At 65.9% G+C, this 21,010-nt stretch carries 19 protein-coding genes; 14 read left to right on the top strand and 5 right to left on the bottom strand.

Translation table 11 applies throughout. From position 1 onward, the window contains the following. Positions 1-29: 29 nt before the first annotated feature. Together ACDI39_RS13490 and ACDI39_RS13495 are read right to left on the bottom strand one after the other, a co-directional pair. The gene (locus ACDI39_RS13490) at positions 30-1,682 is read right to left on the bottom strand and encodes an acyl-CoA dehydrogenase family protein (protein ID WP_225788674.1); all 1,653 of its coding nucleotides are present in this window, start codon (positions 1,680-1,682) and stop codon (positions 30-32) included. Positions 1,683-1,799: 117 nt separating this feature from the next. Continuing rightward, positions 1,800-3,791, bottom strand: coding sequence for a sensor histidine kinase (locus ACDI39_RS13495; RefSeq protein WP_225788675.1), 1,992 nt, complete (start codon positions 3,789-3,791; stop codon positions 1,800-1,802). 265 nt (positions 3,792-4,056) lie between these two features. On the opposite strand from ACDI39_RS13495, the gene ACDI39_RS13500 reads away from it, so the two are divergent. The 4 genes from ACDI39_RS13500 (at position 4,057) to ACDI39_RS13515 (ending at position 7,544) form a co-directional block, all read left to right on the top strand. After that, positions 4,057-4,854, top strand: coding sequence for a hydroxymethylpyrimidine/phosphomethylpyrimidine kinase (locus ACDI39_RS13500; protein WP_486538910.1), 798 nt, complete (start codon positions 4,057-4,059; stop codon positions 4,852-4,854). 22 nt (positions 4,855-4,876) lie between these two features. Then, positions 4,877-5,500: a thiamine phosphate synthase gene (gene thiE / locus ACDI39_RS13505; protein WP_225788677.1), complete on the top strand. Its 624-nt coding sequence runs from the start codon at positions 4,877-4,879 to the stop codon at positions 5,498-5,500. A gap of 16 nt (positions 5,501-5,516) precedes the next feature. Then, positions 5,517-6,800: a glutamate-1-semialdehyde 2,1-aminomutase gene (hemL, locus tag ACDI39_RS13510; RefSeq protein WP_225788678.1), complete on the top strand. Its 1,284-nt coding sequence runs from the start codon at positions 5,517-5,519 to the stop codon at positions 6,798-6,800. 195 nt (positions 6,801-6,995) lie between these two features. Further along, the gene (locus ACDI39_RS13515) at positions 6,996-7,544 is read left to right on the top strand and encodes a tetratricopeptide repeat protein (protein WP_225788679.1); all 549 of its coding nucleotides are present in this window, start codon (positions 6,996-6,998) and stop codon (positions 7,542-7,544) included. Between the two features lie 9 nt (positions 7,545-7,553). On the opposite strand, the gene ACDI39_RS13520 is transcribed toward ACDI39_RS13515, so the two are convergent. Beyond that, entirely contained in the window at positions 7,554-7,880 is a 327-nt protein-coding gene (locus tag ACDI39_RS13520; RefSeq protein ID WP_225788680.1) for a DUF1820 family protein, read from the bottom strand. Positions 7,881-8,002: 122 nt separating this feature from the next. On the opposite strand from ACDI39_RS13520, the gene miaB reads away from it, so the two are divergent. The 5 genes from miaB to lnt all read left to right on the top strand — a co-directional run bounded on the left by miaB (position 8,003) and on the right by lnt (position 13,422). Next, entirely contained in the window at positions 8,003-9,331 is a 1,329-nt protein-coding gene (gene miaB / locus ACDI39_RS13525; protein ID WP_225788681.1) for a tRNA (N6-isopentenyl adenosine(37)-C2)-methylthiotransferase MiaB, read from the top strand. A gap of 240 nt (positions 9,332-9,571) precedes the next feature. Further along, complete coding sequence (locus ACDI39_RS13530) at positions 9,572-10,570, top strand: PhoH family protein (RefSeq protein WP_225788682.1); 999 nt, start codon at positions 9,572-9,574, stop codon at positions 10,568-10,570. Further along, positions 10,563-11,051 carry an rRNA maturation RNase YbeY gene (gene ybeY, locus ACDI39_RS13535; RefSeq protein WP_225788683.1) on the top strand — a complete coding sequence of 163 codons (489 nt, stop codon included), beginning with the start codon at positions 10,563-10,565 and terminating at the stop codon, positions 11,049-11,051. The genes ACDI39_RS13530 and ybeY overlap by 8 nt, the downstream gene beginning before the upstream one ends. A 5-nt stretch (positions 11,052-11,056) precedes the next feature. Next, the gene (locus tag ACDI39_RS13540; RefSeq protein WP_225788684.1) at positions 11,057-11,896 is read left to right on the top strand and encodes a CorC family transporter; all 840 of its coding nucleotides are present in this window, start codon (positions 11,057-11,059) and stop codon (positions 11,894-11,896) included. Between the two features lie 8 nt (positions 11,897-11,904). Next, complete coding sequence (lnt, locus tag ACDI39_RS13545) at positions 11,905-13,422, top strand: apolipoprotein N-acyltransferase (RefSeq protein ID WP_253079877.1); 1,518 nt, start codon at positions 11,905-11,907, stop codon at positions 13,420-13,422. 99 nt (positions 13,423-13,521) lie between these two features. Here lnt and ACDI39_RS13550 read toward each other — a convergent pair whose 3' ends face one another. Together ACDI39_RS13550 and ACDI39_RS13555 are read right to left on the bottom strand one after the other, a co-directional pair. Beyond that, a complete protein-coding gene (locus ACDI39_RS13550) occupies positions 13,522-14,298 on the bottom strand; it encodes a YdcF family protein (RefSeq protein WP_253079878.1) in 777 nt (258 codons plus the stop codon). 129 nt (positions 14,299-14,427) lie between these two features. After that, positions 14,428-14,742, bottom strand: a complete 315-nt coding sequence (locus tag ACDI39_RS13555) for a hypothetical protein (RefSeq protein WP_225788687.1) — start codon at positions 14,740-14,742, stop codon at positions 14,428-14,430. Positions 14,743-14,969: 227 nt separating this feature from the next. On the opposite strand from ACDI39_RS13555, the gene leuS reads away from it, so the two are divergent. From leuS to ACDI39_RS13580, 5 genes are all read left to right on the top strand, one after another. Continuing rightward, a complete protein-coding gene (gene leuS / locus ACDI39_RS13560; protein ID WP_486538915.1) occupies positions 14,970-17,576 on the top strand; it encodes a leucine--tRNA ligase in 2,607 nt (868 codons plus the stop codon). A gap of 61 nt (positions 17,577-17,637) precedes the next feature. Then, positions 17,638-18,243 (top strand): LPS-assembly lipoprotein LptE, encoded by a 606-nt coding sequence (locus tag ACDI39_RS13565; RefSeq protein ID WP_225788689.1) that lies wholly within the window; start codon positions 17,638-17,640, stop codon positions 18,241-18,243. A gap of 38 nt (positions 18,244-18,281) precedes the next feature. Next, positions 18,282-19,319, top strand: a complete 1,038-nt coding sequence (gene holA / locus ACDI39_RS13570; protein ID WP_253079879.1) for a DNA polymerase III subunit delta — start codon at positions 18,282-18,284, stop codon at positions 19,317-19,319. Between the two features lie 126 nt (positions 19,320-19,445). After that, entirely contained in the window at positions 19,446-19,610 is a 165-nt protein-coding gene (gene arfA, locus ACDI39_RS13575) for an alternative ribosome rescue factor ArfA (RefSeq protein ID WP_196146209.1), read from the top strand. A gap of 60 nt (positions 19,611-19,670) precedes the next feature. Next, complete coding sequence (locus tag ACDI39_RS13580; RefSeq protein ID WP_486538916.1) at positions 19,671-20,987, top strand: lytic murein transglycosylase; 1,317 nt, start codon at positions 19,671-19,673, stop codon at positions 20,985-20,987. Positions 20,988-21,010: the final 23 nt, after the last annotated feature.

A 21,010-nucleotide genomic window follows, 5' to 3' on the forward strand; every position in this document is an offset into this window, starting at 1 on the left:
GGGAGCCAGCCTGCCCGCGACGGGGCGTCTCAGAGCGGCCAGGCAGGCGTCGCCCGGGCCACCAGCGCCTCGACGTCGACACCTCGCGGCAGCGCGCCATAGACCCTGCCGCCCCCCGCCAGACGGCTACCGATGAAGGCATCGCTGACCACCGCGTTGCCCGCCTCCAGCAACAGCTTGGCCTGCAGGGCCAGGGCAATGTCCTCGGTCAGCTGGCGGGCGCGGTATTGGATATCACCGGTGTCGGCGAAGGCGCCCTTGAGGTTGCCGATATGCGCCGCCAGGCGCGGGTCGCCATGGCCGTCGCCAAGCTCGGCGAACAAGGCGTCGAGCACGCCAGGCTCCTTGGACAAGGCGCGCAGCACGTCCAGGCATTGCACGTTGCCCGAGCCTTCCCAGGTGGAGTTCACCGGCGCCTCGCGATACAACCGCGGCAGGATGCTCTCCTCGACGTAACCGGCACCGCCCAGGCATTCGGCGGCCTCGTTGATCATCCCCGGGGCACGCTTGCAGATCCAGTACTTGCCCACGGCCGTCACCAGGCGGGCGAAGTGCGCCTGCTGCGGATCGTCCAGCTGGTCCAGGGCCTGGCCCATGCGCAGGCTCAAGGCCAGCGCCGCCTCGCTTTCCAGGGCCAGGTCGGCGATCACGTTCTGCATCAGCGGCTGCTCGGCCAGCACACGGCCGCCGACCTTGCGGTGGGCGCAATGGTGCGCGGCCTGGGTCAGGGCCTGGCGCATCAGGGCGCTGGAGCCGACCATGCAGTCGAAGCGGGTCATGGCCACCATCTCGATGATGGTCGGCACGCCCCGCCCTTCCTCGCCGACCATCCAGGCCAAGGCACCGCGGAACTCCACCTCGCTGGACGCATTGGAGCAGTTGCCGAGCTTGTTCTTCAGGCGCTGGATGTAGAACTGGTTGCGGCTGTCGTCGGGGCGATGGCGTGGCAGCAGGAAGCAGCTCAGGCCCTTGTCGGTCTGGGCCAGGGTGAGGAAGGCGTCGCACATCGGCGCCGAGCAGAACCACTTGTGACCGACCAGTTCATAGGCCTGGCCGGGCCCTGGGGTGCCGACCGGATAGGCGCGGGTGGTGTTGGCACGCACATCGGTGCCGCCTTGCTTCTCGGTCATGGCCATGCCGAGGGTCACGCCGGCCTTGTGTCGGTCGCCGACATTGCGCGGGTCGTATTCGCGGGCCAGCACCTTGGGCAGCCAGTACTCGGCCAGCTCCGGTTGCAGCCGCAGGGCCGGCACCGCAGCGAAGGTCATGGTCAGCGGGCAGCCGGTGCCGGCCTCGGCCTGGCTGTGCAGGTAGGTCATCGAAGCCCGTGCCACGTGGGCGCCTGGTCGCGGCTCGGCCCAGGGCAACGACGGCAGGCCGTGCTCGACCGCCGTGCGCATCAGTTCATGGTAGGCCGGGTGGAACTCCACCAGGTCGATACGGTGGCCATAGCGGTCATGGCTGCTGAACTCAGGCTTGTGCGCATTGGCCAGGAAGCCCGCCGCCATCAAGGGGCCGCCGGCCAGGGCACCGTAAGCGTCGATCCGCGACTCGGCCCAGCCGGCCCCGAAGCGCCGTGACCACTCCTGCAGCGGCTGGTCGAGGCGGTACAGGTTGGCGCCATCGAGGGCAGGCGGCTGGTTGGTGACTTCGTGGGTTTCAGCGAACTGGTGCAGGTTCATCGTGGGCTCCTGGATCCGGTCATGCCTGGAAACCCCAGTGAAGCATCCCTGCCCGGCCAGTCAAAGTGACATAAATGACTAACTGGGGGTCATTTGCCGGCCGAGGGCGATAGGACGCTAGAAACGCTTCATCCCCGACGCAGCCCGGCTGGGCGGCAACTGTACCTGGGCCACGGCAAGGGTCAGGGTCAGGTCGAAACGGCTGCCCAGGCCGGGGGTCGACTCATGGGACAGCCGGGCGCCGATCAGTTCCCCCAGTTGCCGGCAGATCGACAGCCCGATGCCCAGCCCCCCGTAACGGCGGCTCATGGAACCATCGACCTGGAAGAAACGCTGGTAGAGGGTCGCCTGGTCCAGGTCGTCGAAGCCGATGCCGCTGTCACTGACGGTGAAGGTCAGGGCCAGGCTGTCCGGCCCCAGGCGCCGACCACGGACCTGGACCGTGACACCGCCCTGGTGGGTGAACTTCAGGCCGTTGTCCACCAGGCAGGCCAGGCAGCGCAGCAGCTTCTGCGCATCCCCGATCAGTTCGTCCGGCAGGTCGGCCGGAATATCCAGGCTCAGGTACAGCCCTTTGCCCAGGGCCCGCCCGGCGAAGCCCGCACGCAGCTCCTGAAGCTGCCGGCGCAGGCTGAACGGCGCCGCCTGGGCACGCAGGCGGCCAGCCTGCAGCTCGGTGAGGATGAGGATGTCGTCGACCATGGCCATCATGTCCTGGGCCGAACCGCTGGCCGTACGATGGTACTGAGCCTGCTCGGCACTCATCGGCAGGGTGTGCATCAGCTCCAGCGAGCCGATCACGCCATTCATCGGCGTGCGCAGCTCGTGGGTCACGGTGGCGAGGAATTCGTCCTTGAGCTGGTTGCTGCGGGCCAGCTGCTGGTTGAGCTGCTCCAGGGCACGGCCGGTGTCACGCAGGGTCTGGGCCTGCTCCTCGCGCAGGCTGTTGATACGGTCGGCCAGGGCCAGCGACAACAGCGCCACCTCCAGCGCGGAGCCGATCTGGCTGGCATACATGGTCAGGAACACATTCGGCAGGTAGCCGAGCACCATCAGGGTGTTGACCAGGCCGCCCAGCAGGAACGCGGTCCAGGCGATGATGAACCAGCGCGCCACCCGCAGACCACGCCACCATGCGTAGAGCCCGGCACTGAAGATGCTGATGGTGAACAGCAGGGCCAGCACCGTGGCCATGCGCAGGGCGATGCCGTAGCGCATGCTCACCGCCAGCAGCATGACCAGCGCGCCACCGGCCATCAGCCCCTGCAGCAGGCGATCGAAGCCGCGGCTGAGCGTGCCCATCTGCAGGAAATGCCGGGCGAACTGGCAGCCGAACAGGCCAGCGGCACCGATGAACAGCGGCGTCGCGGCATTGGCCCACCAGGGGCTGTCCGGCCAGAAGTAGGCGACGCCGGCACCATTGACCGAGACCTGGTAAAGCCCGAACGAGGCGATGTAGAGGATGTAGTAGAGGTAACTGACATCGCGCACGCTGACATAGATGAACAGGTTGTACACCAGCATCACCAGCAGCACGCCGTAGATCATGCCCAGCACGTACAGGCGGGCGGGCTGGTCCTCCAGGTAGGCCTCGGCCGACCAGAGTGCCACTGGAGCCTGGATCGATCCCTGGCTTTGCAGGCGCAGGTAGGCGGTGGTCGCCTGGCCTGGGGGCAAGGGCAGCTCGAACAGGTAGTTGTTCTGGCGGATCTGCCGGCTGGCGTAGGGCAAGGCGTCGCCGGTGCGCTGCGCCAAGTGGTAGCCACCTTGGCCGTCCGGCAGGTACAGCTCCACGTGATCCAGCGGCGGATAGGCCAGCTCGAGCAGCCACTGGCGCGGCGCGGCAGTGGGCGGCGCGACGTTGCGCAGGTCGATCTTCAACCAGAACACCGAGGTCGAATACCCGGCGTTGAGCACCTCCTCATGGTGCAGGCGGAAGCGGCTGGCGAAGGCTGGCGAGCTGACCTGGGCGATGCTGGCGCTGGCGTCGCGGTCTTCGTAGACCTGCATGGCCTTGCCCAATGGAAGGTGCCGGGTGGCATTGTCGAAATCGACCGCCCCGGCGAACACAGGCAAGCAGCCCAGAAGCACAATCAGCAAATAGCGCATACAGCCCCAGCATGGCGTGTCCGGTCGCGTCGCGGTGGCCTCCCATCCCTTTGAGACGACGAGTTCCGACAAAGCCCGTTCATCGAGTTATCCGAGCACTCTAGCATAGCTTTTCGACATGGCCAGCAGCCATCTGAAAATTTAGAAGAAGCCGTCTAAATCAATGCTTACAGAGGCACACAAAGACGAAAGCGGACCGATCGATCAGCCGACCCCACTCGCCAGGCAATCCGCCCAAACAGGTTTGGTGGTAAGCTCGCCGACCATGAATACCTACAGCTCCCGCCCCGTTGTCCTCTGTCTCTCCGGCCACGACCCCAGTGGCGGTGCCGGCCTGCAGGCAGATATCGAAGCCCTGATCGCCCAAGGCTGTCACGCCGCACCCGCGGTGACCGCCCTGACCGTCCAGGATACCGTCAATGTTTCCGACTTCCGCGTGCTCGACCGCGAGTGGGTGCTGGCCCAGGCCAATGCCGTGCTGGCCGACTCCAACGTGGCAGCGGTCAAGCTCGGCATGCTCGGCTCGACCGAGATGGTCGATACCGTCGCCGAGCTGCTGACTGCCCACCCGCACCTGCCGTTGGTCTGCGATCCGGTCCTGCGTGCCGGCGGCGGTGGCCGCCTGGGCAAGGACGAGGTCGGCTATGCCCTGCGTGAACGTCTGCTGCCGCTGGCCACCATCGCCACACCGAACCTGCCGGAGGCGCGCATCCTCGCCGAGCTGCCCGAAGGCACGGCCGACGAATGTGCGGAGAAACTTCTGCCGTTCTGCAGGCATCTGTTGATTACCGGCGGTCACGGCGAAGAAGAGGAAATCCACAATCGCCTCTATACCCGTGACGGCCGGCGCGACACCTGGACCTGCCAGCGCCTGCCGGGCAGCTACCACGGCTCGGGCTGCACCCTGGCCAGCGCCCTGGCCGGCCGCCTGGCGCTCGGCGAGCAGTTGCAAAGCGCCGTGCGCAGCGCCCTGGACTACACCTGGCGCACCCTGCGCGACGCCGAGCAGCTGGGCAAGGGCCAGTTCGTGCCGCGCCGGCTGCCCCTGGACTTCTGCTCCTGATCCCTGCATGCGAGGCTTTCAGATGAAGTTACGCGGTTTGTACGCGATCACCGACAGCCAGTTACTCGCCGGTCGCTTCCTGTCCCATGTCGAGGCCGCCCTGGAAGGCGGCGTATGCCTGTTGCAGTACCGCGACAAGAGCGACGATGCGGCGCGCCGCCTGCGCGAGGCTGAGGCGCTGCTGAAGCTCTGCGAGCGCTACGGCACCGCCCTGATCATCAATGACGACGCCGAACTGGCCGCACGCCTGGGCGTCGGCGTGCACCTGGGCCAGACCGACGGCCCGCTGACCCCAGCCCGTGCGCTGCTCGGACACCACGCGATCATCGGCTCCACCTGCCACGCCCAGCTCGAGCTGGCCGAGCAGGCCGCCGCCGAGGGCGCCAGCTACGTGGCCTTCGGCCGCTTCTTCAATTCCGTGACCAAGCCCGGCGCACCGGCCGCCAGCCTCGACCTGCTGGGCCAGGCCCGCGCCCGCGTTAAGCTGCCGATCGCCGTGATCGGCGGCATCACCCTCGACAATGCCGCCCCGCTGGTCGCCCAAGGTGCCGACCTGCTGGCGGTGATCCATGGCCTGTTCGGTGCCGACAGCGCGCAGGAAGTCACCCGCCGCGCCCGCGCCTTCAACGCCCTGTTCGCTTCCTGATTCGAGAGAAAACCCCATGTCCCGTTCCGAATCCCTGTTCGCCCAAGCCCAGAAGCACATCCCAGGCGGCGTGAACTCGCCGGTCCGCGCCTTCCGCAGCGTCGGCGGCACGCCGTTGTTCTTCAAGCACGCCGAGGGTGCCTACGTCATCGACGAAGACGACAAGCGCTACGTCGACTACGTCGGCTCCTGGGGCCCGATGATCCTCGGCCACAGCCACCCGGACGTGCTGGACTCGGTGCGCAAGCAACTGGAGCACGGCCTGTCGTACGGCGCACCGACCGCCATGGAAACCGAGATGGCCGACCTGGTCTGCTCGATCGTGCCGTCCATGGAGATGGTGCGCATGGTCAGCTCCGGCACCGAGGCGACCATGAGCGCCATCCGCCTGGCTCGCGGCTACACCGGCCGCGACGCGATCATCAAGTTCGAAGGCTGCTACCACGGCCACTCCGACAGCCTGCTGGTCAAGGCCGGCTCTGGCCTGCTGACCCAGGGCGTACCGAGCTCGGCCGGCGTGCCGGCTGACTTCGCCAAGCACACCCTGACCCTGCCGTTCAACGACATCACCGCGGTCGAGAAGACCCTCGCCGAGGTCGGCCAGACCGTCGCCTGCATCATCGTCGAGCCGGTGGCTGGCAACATGAACTGCGTACCACCGGCCCCAGGCTTCCTCGAAGGCCTGCGCGAGCAGTGCGACAAGCACGGCGTGGTGCTGATCTTCGACGAAGTGATGACTGGCTTTCGCGTATCCCTCGGCGGTGCCCAGGGCCATTACGGCATCAAGCCAGACCTGTCGACCTTCGGCAAGATCGTCGGTGGCGGCATGCCGGTCGGCTGCTTCGGTGGCAAGCGCGAAATCATGGAATGCATCGCCCCGCTCGGCCCGGTCTACCAGGCCGGCACGCTGTCGGGCAACCCGCTGGCCATGGCCGCTGGCCTGACCACCCTCAAGCTGATCAGCCGCCCGGGCTTCCACGATGAGCTGAGCGCCTTCACTAGCCGCATGCTCGACGGCCTGCAGCAACGTGCCGATGCTGCCGGTATCCCGTTCGTCACCACCCAGGCCGGCGCCATGTTCGGCCTGTACTTCAGCGGCGCCGACGACATCGTCACCTTCGACGATGTGATGGCCAGCGACGTGGAACGCTTCAAGCGCTTCTTCCACCTGATGCTCGACGGTGGCGTGTACCTGGCCCCGAGCGCGTTCGAGGCCGGCTTCACCTCCATCGCCCACGGCGAGGCCGAGCTGAAGATCACCCTGGACGCCGCCGAGCGCGCCTTCGCTGCCTTGAAATAAGGTGTATGAGCATCTGTAGGAGCGGATTGCCCGCTCCTACAGACAATGTGAACACCGTCACACTGTCGAGGTTTGCGCCACAGCGACGCACCCTGTGTAGAAAATCGAGTAAAACTTTGTAAGGTTGGCGCTGCTTATCCCATAATGTGCCACCAGAGACATTGGCCGCAGCTTTGCAGAGGTAAGTCGATCCCCATGAACCGCACCGGCCGCGCCCTGACCCTGGGCTGCCTGCTGCTTCTCCAACCCCTGCTGGCCCTGGCGGAGGGCGGCAACTCGTTGCTCATTCCAGCAACGGGGCGCTGCACCCTCAATACCCAGCCAGAGGACCTGGAGAACGCCCTGAAGGCCTGCGAGCAGACGGCGGAGACGGGGGATGCCCAGGCGCAATACGAACTGGGCGAGTTCTACTACAGCACCCAGGCGCCCCGGGACCTGAACAAGGCGCTCAACTGGTTCGAGAAAGCCTCGCTGCAAGGCCATGCCCAGGCCCAGTACCGCCTGGGCGCCATGTTCTTCCGTGGCGAAGGGGTCCCCGCCAACAATGTCCAGGCCTATATCCTGCTGAAGATGGCGGCGGTCAATGGCGACGAGGAGGCCCTGGACCTGGCCGACGAAGTCACCGAGCAGATGCCCCGCGACGAACTGGAGCACGCCACCCAGGTACTCGGCCAGATCTTCCGTCGCTACCTGCTCGAACTGCAGAACGCCGAAGGCCGCACGCCCTTCTCCCCCCTGCCCTGAGGGGCCGCCTCACTTCTCCGGCATCGGCATGGGGAACGGCATCACGTTGCCGCCGCCCTTGGCCTCGCTGATTTTCGCCGTACCCAGACGCTCCACCTCGTCGATGCGCACGATCGAATGCATCGGCACGAAGCTGCGGATCACGCCCTCGAACTGGGCCTTGAGCTTTTCCTCGCTGGGGTCGACCACCACTTGGGTGCGTTCGCCGAAGACGAACTCCTCGATCTCGAGAAAACCCCACAGGTCGCTCTGGTAGATCTGCTTGGCGTACATCTCGAACACCTGGCCCTGATTCAGGAAGATCACTTTGTAGATAGCAGGTTCGCGTTTGCTCATGATCGACGGATTGACATGGTTGGATAAAAAGGGCCGCATCATAGCAGACCGCCGACCCTAGGAAGTGCAGGGATCCACCTTTATAATGCGCGGTCCACAGCACCAGCAGCAGATGATTCGCCATGACCCGGAAGCTCTACATAGAAACCCACGGTTGCCAGATGAACGAGTACGACAGCTCGCGCATGGTCGACCTGCTGGGCGAACACCAGGCCCTTGAGGTCACCGAGCACGCCGAGGATGCCGATGTCATCCTGCTCAACACCTGCTCGATCCGCGAGCGCGCCCAGGACCGGGTGTATTCCAAGCTGGGCCGCTGGCGCGAGCTGAAGGACCGCAACCCGGAGATGGTCATCGCCGTCGGCGGTTGCGTGGCCAGCCAGGAGGGCGAGGCGATCCGCAAGCGCGCGCCCTATGTCGACGTGGTCTTCGGCCCGCAGACCCTGCACCGCTTGCCGGAAATGATCGACGCCGCGCGCAGCACCCGCCAGCCGCAGGTCGACGTGTCGTTCCCGGAGATCGAGAAGTTCGACCACCTGCCCGAGCCGCGCATCGACGGCCCGACCGCCTTCGTCTCGGTCATGGAAGGCTGCAGCAAGTACTGCACCTTCTGCGTGGTGCCCTACACCCGTGGCACCGAGGTCAGCCGGCCGTTCGACGACGTACTGGCCGAAGTCATCCACCTGGCCGAGAACGGCGTGCGCGAGATCACCCTGCTGGGACAGAACGTCAACGGCTACCGCGGCCAGACCCACGACGGCCGCCTGGCCGACCTCGCCGAGCTGATCCGCACGGTGGCGGCGGTCGATGGCATCGAGCGGATCCGCTACACCACCTCGCACCCGCTGGAATTCTCCGACAGCCTGATCCAGGCGCACGCCGAAGTGCCGCAGTTGGTCAAGCACCTGCACCTGCCGGTGCAGGCCGGCTCCGATCGGGTGCTGGCAGCCATGAAGCGCAACCACACGATCCTCGAGTACAAGTCCAAGCTGCGCAAGCTCAAGGCCGCGGTACCGGACATCTGCATCAGCTCCGACTTCATCGTCGGCTTCCCCGGCGAGACCGAAAAGGACTTCGAGCAGACCATGAAGCTGGTCGCCGAGGTCGGTTTCGACTTCTCCTACTCCTTCGTCTACAGCCCGCGCCCAGGCACACCGGCCGCCGACCTGCCGGACGACACGCCGGAAGAGGTGAAGAAGCAGCGCCTGCAGTTGCTGCAGCACCGCATCGACCAGCAGGGCTTCGAGATCAGCCGGCGCATGGTGGGCAGTGTCCAGCGCATCCTGGTCACTGACTTCTCCAAGCGCGACCCGGGGCAGTTGCAGGGGCGCACCGAGAACAACCGAATCGTCAACTTCCGCAGCGATAATCCCCTGCTGATCGGCCAACTGGTGGACGTGCGCATCGAGGAAGCCCGCCCGCACTCGCTGATCGGGGCGCTGATTCATTGATTCGCGCCTGGGGGGTTGCTTTGCAGCCCATCGCCGACAAGCCGGCTCCCACAGGGTTCTGCGCCGATCTCGAGAGCGGCTCGGTCTCAATGGTAAGCCGGCTTGCTGGCGATGGGCCACGAAGCGCCCCCGGGCCATGCCCCCAGCAACGACCCTTGATCGTTTCAGTGCTTTCGCCACTGGCATTCAAGGGTTATTCTTGAGTTCACATCCATTGCCGTCGAGCGGCTAAAAACGACCTTGAACGCACCCATACAACCCCATCGCTTCATCCTCGAACCCTTCGAGGCCCACCGTTTCGCCAACCTGTGCGGCCAGTTCGACGAGCACCTGCGCCTGATCGAACAACGCCTGGCCATCGAGATCCGCAACCGCGGCAACCAATTCGAACTGATCGGCGACCCCAAGACCACCTCTGCCGCGGAACAACTGCTGCGCCGTCTCTACCGCGAGACCAAGGGCAGCGAGCTGTCGCCGGAAACGGTCCACCTGTACCTGCAGGAATCGACCGTGGAAAACATCGACAACCCGGCCGTCAACGAAGTCAGCGTGTCGCTGCGCACGCGCAAGGGCAACATCCGCCCGCGCGGCGTCAACCAGCAACGCTACGTCAAGGAAATCCTGGCCAACGACATCAACTTCGGCATCGGCCCGGCCGGTACCGGCAAGACCTACCTGGCCGTGGCTTGCGCCGTCGATGCCCTGGAGCGCGAACAGGTACGGCGTATCCTGCTGGTGCGCCCGGCGGTCGAGGCCGGCGAGAAGCTGGGCTTCCTGCCCGGCGACCTGGCCCAGAAGATCGACCCGTACCTGCGTCCGCTCTACGACGCGCTCTACGAGATGCTCGGCTTCGAGCACGTGGCCAAGCTGATCGAGCGCCAGGTGATCGAGATCGCCCCGCTGGCCTACATGCGCGGCCGCACCCTGAACAACAGCTTCATCATCCTCGACGAGAGCCAGAACACCACGCTCGAGCAGATGAAGATGTTCCTCACCCGCATCGGCTTCGGCTCGACCGCGGTGATCACCGGCGACATCACCCAGGTCGACCTGCCGCGCGGCACCAAGTCGGGCCTGGCCCATGTGATCGAGGTGCTCAAGGACGTACCGGGCATCAGCTTCACCCACTTCCAGCCCAAGGACGTGGTCCGTCACCCGCTGGTGCAACGCATCGTCGAGGCCTACGACCGCTTCGACGCCCGCCAGGCCAAGCCCGAGGCACCCGCCAGCGATGCTTGAACTCGACCTGCAACGGGCCACGGACGCCGCTGCCCCCGATGACGCCGCTTTCCGTCGCTGGTGCGAGCTGGCGCTGCGCCAGCGCAGCGCCGACTCGGAAATGACCATCCGCCTGGTCGACGAGGCCGAGGGCCGCGAGCTGAACCACACCTACCGGCACAAGGACTACGCGACCAACGTGCTGTCGTTCCCCGCCGACGTCCCCGACGAGCTGCTCGACATTCCCCTGCTGGGTGACCTGGTCATCTGCGTACCGGTGGTCGAACGCGAGGCTGCCGAACAGGGCAAGGCCCTCGAGGCGCACTGGGCGCACCTGGTCATCCACGGTTGCCTGCACCTGCTCGGCTACGACCACATCGAGGACGACGAGGCCGAGGAAATGGAAGCGCTGGAACGAACATTGCTGGCGGAACTGGGTCACCCGGACCCGTACGCCGATGACGAAGTCACTCCTACCGATATCTGCAAGGATCACGAGTAACCGCCATGAGCGAAGACCGATCGAGCAACGGGCAGAAGTCCTGGCTGGGTAAACTGACCCAGGCTTTTGCCCATGAGCCGAAGAACCGCCAGGAGCTCCTCGAGCTGCTGCGCGAAGCCCATCAGAACAAGCTGCTCGACAGCGAGGCGCTGACCATCGTCGAAGGCGCCATCCAGGTCGCCGACCTGCAGGTGCGCGACATCATGGTGCCGCGCTCGCAAATGATCAGCATCAAGGCCAGCCAATCGCCACGCGAATTCCTGCCGGCGGTGATCGACGCCGCGCACTCGCGCTACCCGGTGATCGGCGAGAGCCACGACGATGTGCTCGGGATCCTCCTGGCCAAGGACCTGTTGCCGCTGATCCTCAAGGAGAACGGCGACAGCTTCAACATCAAGGACCTGCTCCGCCCGGCCACCTTCGTGCCCGAGTCCAAGCGCCTGAACGTGCTGCTGCGCGAGTTTCGCGCCAACCACAACCACATGGCCGTGGTCATCGACGAATACGGCGGCGTGGCGGGCCTGGTGACCATCGAGGACGTGCTGGAGCAGATCGTCGGCGACATCGAGGACGAGCACGACGTCGAGGAAGACAGCTACATCAAGCCACTGCCCAGCGGTGATTTCCTGGTCAAGGCCCTGACCCCGATCGAGAACTTCAACGAGTTCTTCGACAGCGAGTTCTCCGACGACGAGTTCGACACGGTCGGCGGCCTGGTGATGAGCGCCTTCGGCCACCTGCCCAAGCGCAACGAGACCACCGAGATCGGTTCGTACAAGTTCCGTATTCTCAACGCCGACAGCCGGCGGATACACTTGCTGCGTTTGACTCCGATCACCCGTTAAGGAACACCATGCGCTGGATCACCCGCCCCGGCTGGCCCGGTAACCTGCTGGCCATGGCGGCCGGCGCTTCCACCCTGCTGGCCCTGTCGCCGTTCGATATCTGGCCGCTGGCCCTGCTGTCCATCGTCCTGTTCTACGCCGGCCTGCGCGAGCTCAGCCCACGCCAGGCCATGTGGCGCGGCTGGTGCTTCGGCTTCGGCCTCTACGGCGCCGGCACCTGGTGGATCTACGTCAGCATGAACACCTACGGGGGCGCCTCGCCATCGCTGGCGACGCTGCTGCTGCTGGCGTTCTTCGCGGCCCTGGCCTGGTTCTTCGCGCTGCCTGCCTGGCTGTGGGCACGCTGGCTGAGGCGTAACGAAGCGCCCCTGGCCGATGCCCTGTGCTTCGCTGCCCTGTGGCTGTTGCAGGAGGCGTTCCGCGGCTGGTTCCTCACCGGTTTCCCCTGGCTCTACGCCGGCTACAGCCAGCTCGACGGCCCGCTGGCGGGCCTGGCGCCGCTCGGCGGTGTCTGGCTGATTTCCTTCGTCCTGGCGCTGAGCGCCGCACTGCTGTGCAACCTGCATCGCCTGCGGGCCCGCCCTTCGTTCCTGGCGGTGGGCGGCGTGCTGCTGGTCGCCCCATGGATCCTCGGCCTGGCACTCAAGGGCCACGCCTGGACCAAGCCTGCGGGCGAGCCGCTGACGGTCGCCGCCGTGCAGGGCAACGTCGAGCAGGACCTGAAGTGGGACCCGGCGCACATCAATGCGCAACTGGCCCTGTACCGCGACATGAGCTTCAGCTCCAAGCCGGTCGACCTGCTGGTCTGGCCAGAAACCGCGGTGCCGGTGCTCAAGGATCAGGCCCAGGGCTATATCGGCATGATGGGTGGCTTCGCCGCCAAGCGACATTCGGCGCTGATCACCGGCGTGCCGGTGCGTGAAGTGGTGGACCAGCAACGTCGCTACTACAACGGCATCACCGTGGCCGGAGAAGGCGACGGCACCTACCTCAAGCAGAAGCTGGTGCCGTTCGGCGAATACGTGCCCCTGCAGGACATGCTGCGTGGGCTGATCGAGTTCTTCGACCTGCCCATGTCGGACTTCGCCCGTGGCCCTGCGAACCAGTCGCTGTTGCATGCCAAGGGCTACCAGATCGCACCCTACATCTGCTACGAGGTGGTCTATCCCGAGTTCGCGGCAAGCCTGGCGGCCCGCAGCGACCTGCTGCTGACCATCAGCAACGACACCTGGTTCGGCAAGTCGATCGGCCCCCTGCAGCACCTGCAGATGGCCCAGATGCGTGCCTTGGAGGCCGGCCGCTGGATGATCCGCGCCACCAACAACGGCGTCACCGCACTGATCGACCCGTTCGGCAGGATCACCGCGCAGGTCCCGCAGTTCCAGCAGGCGATCCTGTACGGCGAGGTGGTGCCGATGCAGCAGCTCACCCCGTACCTGCAATGGCGCTCCTGGCCGCTGGCGATCGTCTGTGCCCTGCTGCTGGGCTGGGCATTGCTGGCCAGCCGTATCGCCAAGACCGTGTAGCAAAACCATCGCCGGCTTGCCGGCGATGGGCTGCAAGGCCGCCCCAATGCCGCTTAATCGCACGGCATGGGAAAAGCCCCACTCCCCCAGGGGCCTCCGTCAGCTCCGACCGTCTCGATAAAAGAGCCGATACCCGATCAACCCCGCCACTTCATTGAGCAACTGCCCGCTCTGCCACAGCGCCCGGCTCTCCGGCAGCCATCCGCCGAACGGCTGCCCAGTATCCCTGCCCAGGAACCCCATCGGCGCCGGCACCACCTCGAAGCCGGCTTGCTCGAAGCACCAGCGCGCTCGCTGCATGTGCCAGGCATGGGTGACCACCACGACCCGCCGGACGCCCTTGGGCAGCAGGAGCTCGGCGCTGAGCTGGGCGTTCTCCCAGGTGGTGCGGCTGGCCTCCTCCTTCCACCTCACCTGCACCGCGAAATCCTCGCGCAGGCGATCAGTCATCAACTGCGCCTCGCTCGGCGGCGTGCCGTAGTGCAACCCGCCGCTGATCAGCACCGACAGGCCCGAGGCCTTGGTCAAGGCCGCGGCATAGCGCATGCGTTCCAGGGCCAGCGCCGATGGCTGGTCCTCGCCGCCCCAGGCAGGGTCCCCGCGTTCGCGCCCGGCACCGAGCACCACGATGGCATCGGCCCTGTCCGCCAGCGTCGCCCAGTCGGCCTGCGCCAGGGGCGGTTCGGTTTCCAGCTGCCGCGCGAGCTGCTCCACCACCAGCGGCAGGCTCATCAGCCACAGGCCGCCCAGCCCGACCACGAAACCGACCGCGGCCAGGCCCGGATAGCGCTTGCGCAGCCACCAGGCGAGCAGCAGCGACAGAAACAGCAGGCCAGGCGGCAGCAGCCATTGTTTGATGAAAAAGCGAATCGGCATCGGGCACACCTCCTTGGAAGGCGTGCAGCCTAAGAGGATCGACGCCGGGCAACAAGTGCGCGCCGGCGCCGACAAGACAGAGATTGATAGAACCGGCGCACGATGGCCTGCGCCTGGAATCCTGAACGGCTAGCGATGTCGCAGCGTCCGGGATCTCGCCGTGGTGGCGGGGCGTTTCTTGTCCTTGAGCCAGACGATCTTCGCCGAGGAAGGCTCCGGTTGCTGGTAGGCACCGGCGCTGGCGAAACGGCTCTCCGGGAGGGTGTCCAGGTAGGCCTTGATCACTTCGAACTCGGCGTGGCTCAGGCCACGCAATTCCAGTTCGGCTGGCATCTCGTCGCGCAATCGTACCGACGTCCTGGCAACTTCCAGCGCCAGGCCCAGACGGTCGATCAGGCGTTCGTAAAGCTCCGGTTTGATTGCGGGTAGCTGCGACTCTCCCATCCGTTCACCTCATTGAAGATAAGAATATCTCCCCCCACAGATGAGCTTAGCGTCGCTGCGAAAAGCAGCCGAGCGCTGCGACCAGTGGACATTCGCAATCAGGGTTTCCCAGGACGCGCGGCGCTCATGTATGCTACGGCGTTCACTCTATCGACACCGGAGTGCCGGACGCAGCGAGGTTCCGCTGCCTGGAAACAAGGTCTCTTCTCTCTCAGCACAAAGTAGCCATGCACGAACAATACACGCCCCGTGATATAGAAGCCGCCGCCCAGACGTTCTGGGACGAGCAACAATCGTTCGCTGTCACCGAACAGCCAGGCAAGGATACCTACTACTGCCTGTCGATGTTCCCGTACCCGAGCGGCAAGCTACACATGGGCCACGTGCGCAACTACACCATCGGCGACGTGATCGCCCGCTACCAGCGCATGCTGGGCAAGAACGTCCTGCAGCCGATGGGTTGGGACGCCTTCGGCATGCCGGCGGAAAACGCCGCGATGAAGAACAACGTCGCCCCGGCCAAGTGGACCTACGAGAACATCGACTACATGAAGTCCCAGCTCAAGAGCCTGGGCCTGGCGATCGACTGGTCGCGCGAAGTCACCACCTGCAAGCCGGATTACTACCGCTGGGAGCAATGGCTGTTCACCCGGCTGTTCGAGAAAGGCGTCATCTACCGCAAGAACGGTACCGTCAACTGGGACCCGGTCGACCAGACCGTACTGGCCAACGAGCAGGTCATCGACGGCCGTGGCTGGCGTTCGGGCGCGCTGATCGAGAAGCGCGAGATCCCGATGTACTACTTCCGCATCACCGACTACGCCGACGAGCTGCTGGAAAGCCTCGACGAGCTGCCGGGCTGGCCGGAGCAGGTCAAGACCATGCAGCGCAACTGGATCGGCAAGTCGCGTGGCATGGAAGTGCAGTTCCCCTATGACCAGGCGAGCATCGGCCACGCCGGCGCCCTCAAGGTCTTCACCACCCGTCCGGACACCCTGATGGGCGCGACCTACGTCGCCGTCGCCGCCGAGCACCCCCTGGCCGCCCAGGCCGCCCAGGGCGATGCGGCGCTGCAGGCGTTCATCGACGAATGCAAGAGCGGCAGCGTCGCCGAGGCCGACATGGCCACCCAGGAGAAGAAGGGCATGCCCACTTCCCTGTTCGTCGAGCACCCGCTGACCGGCGAAAAACTGCCGGTGTGGGTCGCCAACTACGTGCTGATGCACTACGGCGACGGCGCCGTGATGGCCGTGCCGGCCCACGACGAGCGCGACTTCGAATTCGCCCACAAGTACCACTTGCCGATCAAGGCCGTGGTGCGTACCAGCGCCGGCGACGAGGTCGGTAGCCAATGGCAGGCCGCCTATGCCGAGCATGGCCAGTTGATCAACTCCGGCGAGTTCGATGGCTTGGACTTCCAGGGCGCCTTCGACGCCATCGAGGCTGCACTGATCCGCAAGGCGCTGGGCCAGTCGCGTACCCAGTTCCGCCTGCGCGACTGGGGCATCAGCCGCCAGCGCTACTGGGGCTGCCCGATCCCGATCATCCACTGCCCGTCCTGTGGCGACGTACCGGTGCCGGAAGACCAACTGCCGGTGGTGCTGCCCGAAGACGTGGTGCCGGACGGCGCCGGCTCGCCGCTGGCGCGCATGCCCGAGTTCTACGCATGCAGCTGCCCGAAATGTGGCGCCGCGGCCAAGCGTGAAACCGACACCATGGACACCTTCGTCGAGTCGTCCTGGTACTTCGCCCGCTACGCCTCGCCGAACTACGAGAGCGGCATGGTCGATCCGAAGGCCGCCAACCACTGGCTGCCGGTGGACCAGTACATCGGCGGCATCGAGCACGCCATCCTGCACCTGCTGTACGCGCGCTTCTTCCACAAGCTGATGCGCGACGAAGGCCTGGTCACCTCCAACGAACCGTTCAAGAACCTGCTGACCCAGGGCATGGTGGTCGCCGAGACCTACTACCGCACCGCCAGCAACGGCGGCAAGGACTGGTTCAACCCGGCCGATGTCGAGGTCGAGCGCGACGCCAAGGCCAAGGTCACCGGCGCCCGCCTGAAGACCGACGGCCTGCCGGTGGAGATCGGCGGCACCGAGAAGATGTCCAAGTCGAAGAACAACGGCGTCGACCCGCAAGCGATGATCGACGCCTATGGCGCCGACACCTGCCGCCTGTTCATGATGTTCGCCTCGCCGCCCGACATGAGCCTGGAATGGTCCGACTCCGGTGTCGAGGGCGCCAGCCGCTTCCTGCGTCGTGTCTGGCGCCTGGCCCAGGCCCATGTGGCCCAGGGCCTGCCGGGCACGCTGGATGTCGCCGCGCTGGACGACGCCCAGAAGACGATCCGCCGTGCCATCCACGCCGCGATCAAGCAGGCCAGCACCGACGTGGGCCAGTTCCACAAGTTCAACACCGCCATCGCCCAGGTGATGACCGTGATGAACGTGCTGGAGAAAGCCCCGCAGGCCACCGCTCAGGACCGTGCGCTGCTGCAGGAAGGCCTGGAGGCCGTGACCCTGCTGCTGGCCCCGATCACCCCGCACATCAGCCATGCGCTGTGGCAGCACCTGGGTCACGACCAGGCGGTGATCGACGCGCCATGGCCGACCGTCGACGAAAGCGCCCTGGTGCAGGACAGCATCACCCTGGTGGTGCAGGTCAATGGCAAGCTGCGTGGCCAGGTGGAAATGCCCGCCTCGGCCAGCCGCGAGGAGATCGAGGCGGCCGCTCGCAACAACGAGAACGTCCTGCGTTTCACCGATGGCCTGACCATCCGCAAGGTCATCGTGGTACCGGGCAAACTGGTCAACATCGTCGCCAATTGATGGCAACGCCCGCCCACGCGTGCCGTGGGCGGGCGGAACAGGCCCACGAGGGAGCTACAACATGATCAAACGCAATCTGCTGGTAATGGGCCTGGCCATCGTGCTCAGCGCCTGTGGTTTCCAGCTGCGCGGCACCGGCACCACCGAACTGGCCATCAAGGAGCTGGACGTCAGCGCCCGCAACGCCTACGGCGACACCGTGACCCAGTTGCGCCAGGTACTGCAGCGCAGCGGCGTCAACGTGCACGCCGGCGCCCCCTACCGCCTGGTGCTGACCGACGAACGGGAAACCCAGCGTGCCGCCACCTACAGCGGCGGCAGCCGTTCGGCCGAATACGAACTCACCACCGTGCTCAGCTACAGCATCCTGGGCCTGAACGACACCCAGCTGCTCAGCGACAAGCTGGAAGCCCGCAAGATCTACGTACACGACGGCGACAACATCACCGGCTCCGACCAGGAAGGCGCCCAGGCACGTGAAGAAATGCGCCGCGACCTGGTCCAGGGCATGGTGGTTCGCCTGCAAATGCTGACGCCGGCCCAACTGGACGAGCTGCAGCGTGACGCCGACGAGCGTGCCAAGGCCGAAGCCGAGGCCCTGGAGGCGGCGCGTCGCCTGCAGGACGAGACGCCGCAGCAGTCGCCCCTGGAAGTACCGGGCAACTGAGCCTGCACGAGGCACCTGCGGGTGCCTCGCCTATTCCCATGAAGCTCTCCCCCGCCCAGCTCAACAAACACCTGCAAGGCAACCTGGCCCCGGTCTACGTGGTCAGCGGCGATGACCCGCTGCTCTGCCAGGAGGCCGCCGATGCCATCCGCACGGCTGCGCGCCAGCAGGGTTTCGACGAGCGCCAGGTCTTCAGTGCCGATGCCAACTTCGACTGGGGCAGCCTGCTCCAGGCCGGAGCCAGCCTGTCGCTGTTCGCCCAGCGGCGCCTGCTGGAGCTGCGTTTGCCCTCGGGCAAGCCCGGCGACAAGGGTGCCGCCGCGCTGATGGAGTACTGCGCCAACCCCGCCGAGGACACCCTGCTGCTGGTCAGCCTGCCCAAGCTCGATGGCAGTGCGCAGAAGACCAAGTGGGGCAAGGCGCTGATCGAGGGCGAGCATTGCCAGTTCATCCAGATCTGGCCGGTGGACGCCCAGCAGCTACCCCAGTGGATCAACCAGCGCCTGGCGCAGGCCGGCTTGTCTGCCCAGCGTGACGCGGTCGATCTGATCGCCGCACGGGTCGAAGGCAACCTGCTGGCTGCCGCCCAGGAGATCGAGAAGCTCAAGCTGCTGGCCGAAGGCAACCAGATCACCGTGGAAACCGTCCAGGCCGCTGTCGCCGACAGCGCTCGCTTCGATGTCTTCGGGCTGGTCGATGCCATCCTCAACGGCGAAGCGGCCCATGCCCTGCGCATGCTCGAAGGTTTGCGCGGCGAAGGCGTCGAGCCGCCGGTCATCCTCTGGGCCCTGGCCCGCGAGTTGCGCCAACTGGCGGGCCTGGCCCAACAGTTCAGCCAGGGCGTGCCGCTGGACAAGGCGTTCAGTCAGGCCCGCCCACCGGTGTGGGACAAGCGCCGACCGCTGGTGAGCAAGGCCCTGCAACGCCTCTCGGCGCAACGTTGGGCGCAATTGCTGCAGGATGCCCAAAGGATCGATGCGCAGATCAAGGGCCAGGCCGAAGGTTCGCCGTGGACCAGCCTGGCGCGGTTGTCGCTGCTGATGGCCGGGCAGCGGCTGGCCTTGCCGCCTGAGTGAGCCATTCGCGGGCAAGCCTGCTCCCACAGGGTCGTGGGCCGCTATCCGACCATAAACACAATCAATTGGCCCCCGCCCCCACATCGCCTTAGAGTGCCCCCGAAGTCCACCCACCGGGATGCCACCATGAGCAAGAAGCCGAAGAAACACGGCCCGAACAAGGCCAAGTCCATCGTCGCCCAACCACTGTTCCGCTGCCGCCAGGAACGACCGAACAAGGGCAAGGGCAGCTACCGCCGCGAAGCCTTCCAATCGAGAGATTGGGAGGCTTCTTGCTTTTTGGCCGCATGAAGGCAGGAAATGCCCAGGCATGGTATGGTCGGCACCTGAACTGCAATTCTGGATCTGTGCATGTCCCTCCGTCTTTCCCTTCGCTGGCCCCATCGCCAGCTGATCGCGGTCTCCAGCTTCATCCTGCTTGTCGCCTGCGCGGAAAAGCCCACCGCCGCCGACGCCCTGCCGCTGGCGCCTGCCCAGCCCGCTCCCGCCGTGAGCCTGCCCGGCACCACGCCTGACCTCAGCACCGAAATCCAACCCCTGCAGACCTTCGCCCAATGGCAGGCCGGCTTCCGCCAGCAAGCCCTGCAGGCCGGTATCCGCGCCAGCACCTTCGATCGCGCCTTCCTCGGCGTCACGCCAGACATGGACGTGGTCAAGGCCGACCGCAGCCAGCCGGAATTCACCCGGCCGGTCTGGGAATACCTGGAGGGCGCACTGTCGCCACTGCGCGTGCGCAACGGCAAGCGGCTGCTCGAGCAGCACGCCGACCTGCTGTCGCGCATCGAGCAGCGCTATGGCGTGGACCGCCAGGTACTGGTTGCGGTCTGGGGCATGGAAAGCAACTTCGGCCAGTTCCAGGGCAACAAGTCGGTGATCCGCTCCCTGGCCACCCTGGCCTATGAAGGCCGCCGCCCACAGTTCGCCCAGGACCAGTTGATCGCCGCCCTGCAGATCCTGCAGAACGGCGATATCCAGCCAGAGGCCATGCGTGGCTCATGGGCCGGCGCCATGGGCCAGACCCAGTTCATCCCGACCACCTACAACACCCATGCGGTGGACTTCGACGGCGATGGTCGCCGCGACATCTGGAACAGCACCGCCGACGCCCTCGCCTCGACCGCGCACTACCTGCAAAGCTCCGGCTGGAAGCGTGGCCAGCCTTGGGGCTTCGAGGTCCAGGTACCTGCGGGCTTCGATTACTGGCTGGCCGATGGCGCCCAGCGCAAGAGTGTCAGCGAATGGCTGCAACTGGGCGTGAAACTGCCCTTGGGCACCCGCCTGCCCGCCGGCAGCGACCAGTTCTCCGCTGCCCTGCTGCTGCCCGCCGGTGCCCGAGGCCCGGCGTTCCTGGTGCTGGACAACTTCCGCGCGATCCTCAGGTACAACAATTCCTCGTCCTATGCCCTGGCGGTCAGCCTGTTGGGCGATCGCTTCTCGGGCTGGGGCTTCATCGCCGGCAACTGGCCCAAGCAAGACCTGCCCCTGAGCCGTAGCGAGCGTATCGAGTTGCAGAAGCTGCTCAATGCCAACGGGCATGAGGCTGGCAATGCCGATGGCATCATCGGCGCCAACACTCGCAAGGCCATTCGCAATGCCCAGCAGACGCTGGGCTGGCCGGCGGACGGGTATCCGACGCACAAGCTGCTGGACAGCCTGCGCCGTCGCTGATGCAGCAGGGGCCGCGCGAAGCG

The sequence above is a fragment of the Pseudomonas sp. Tun-23181 genome, from assembly GCF_057415455.1.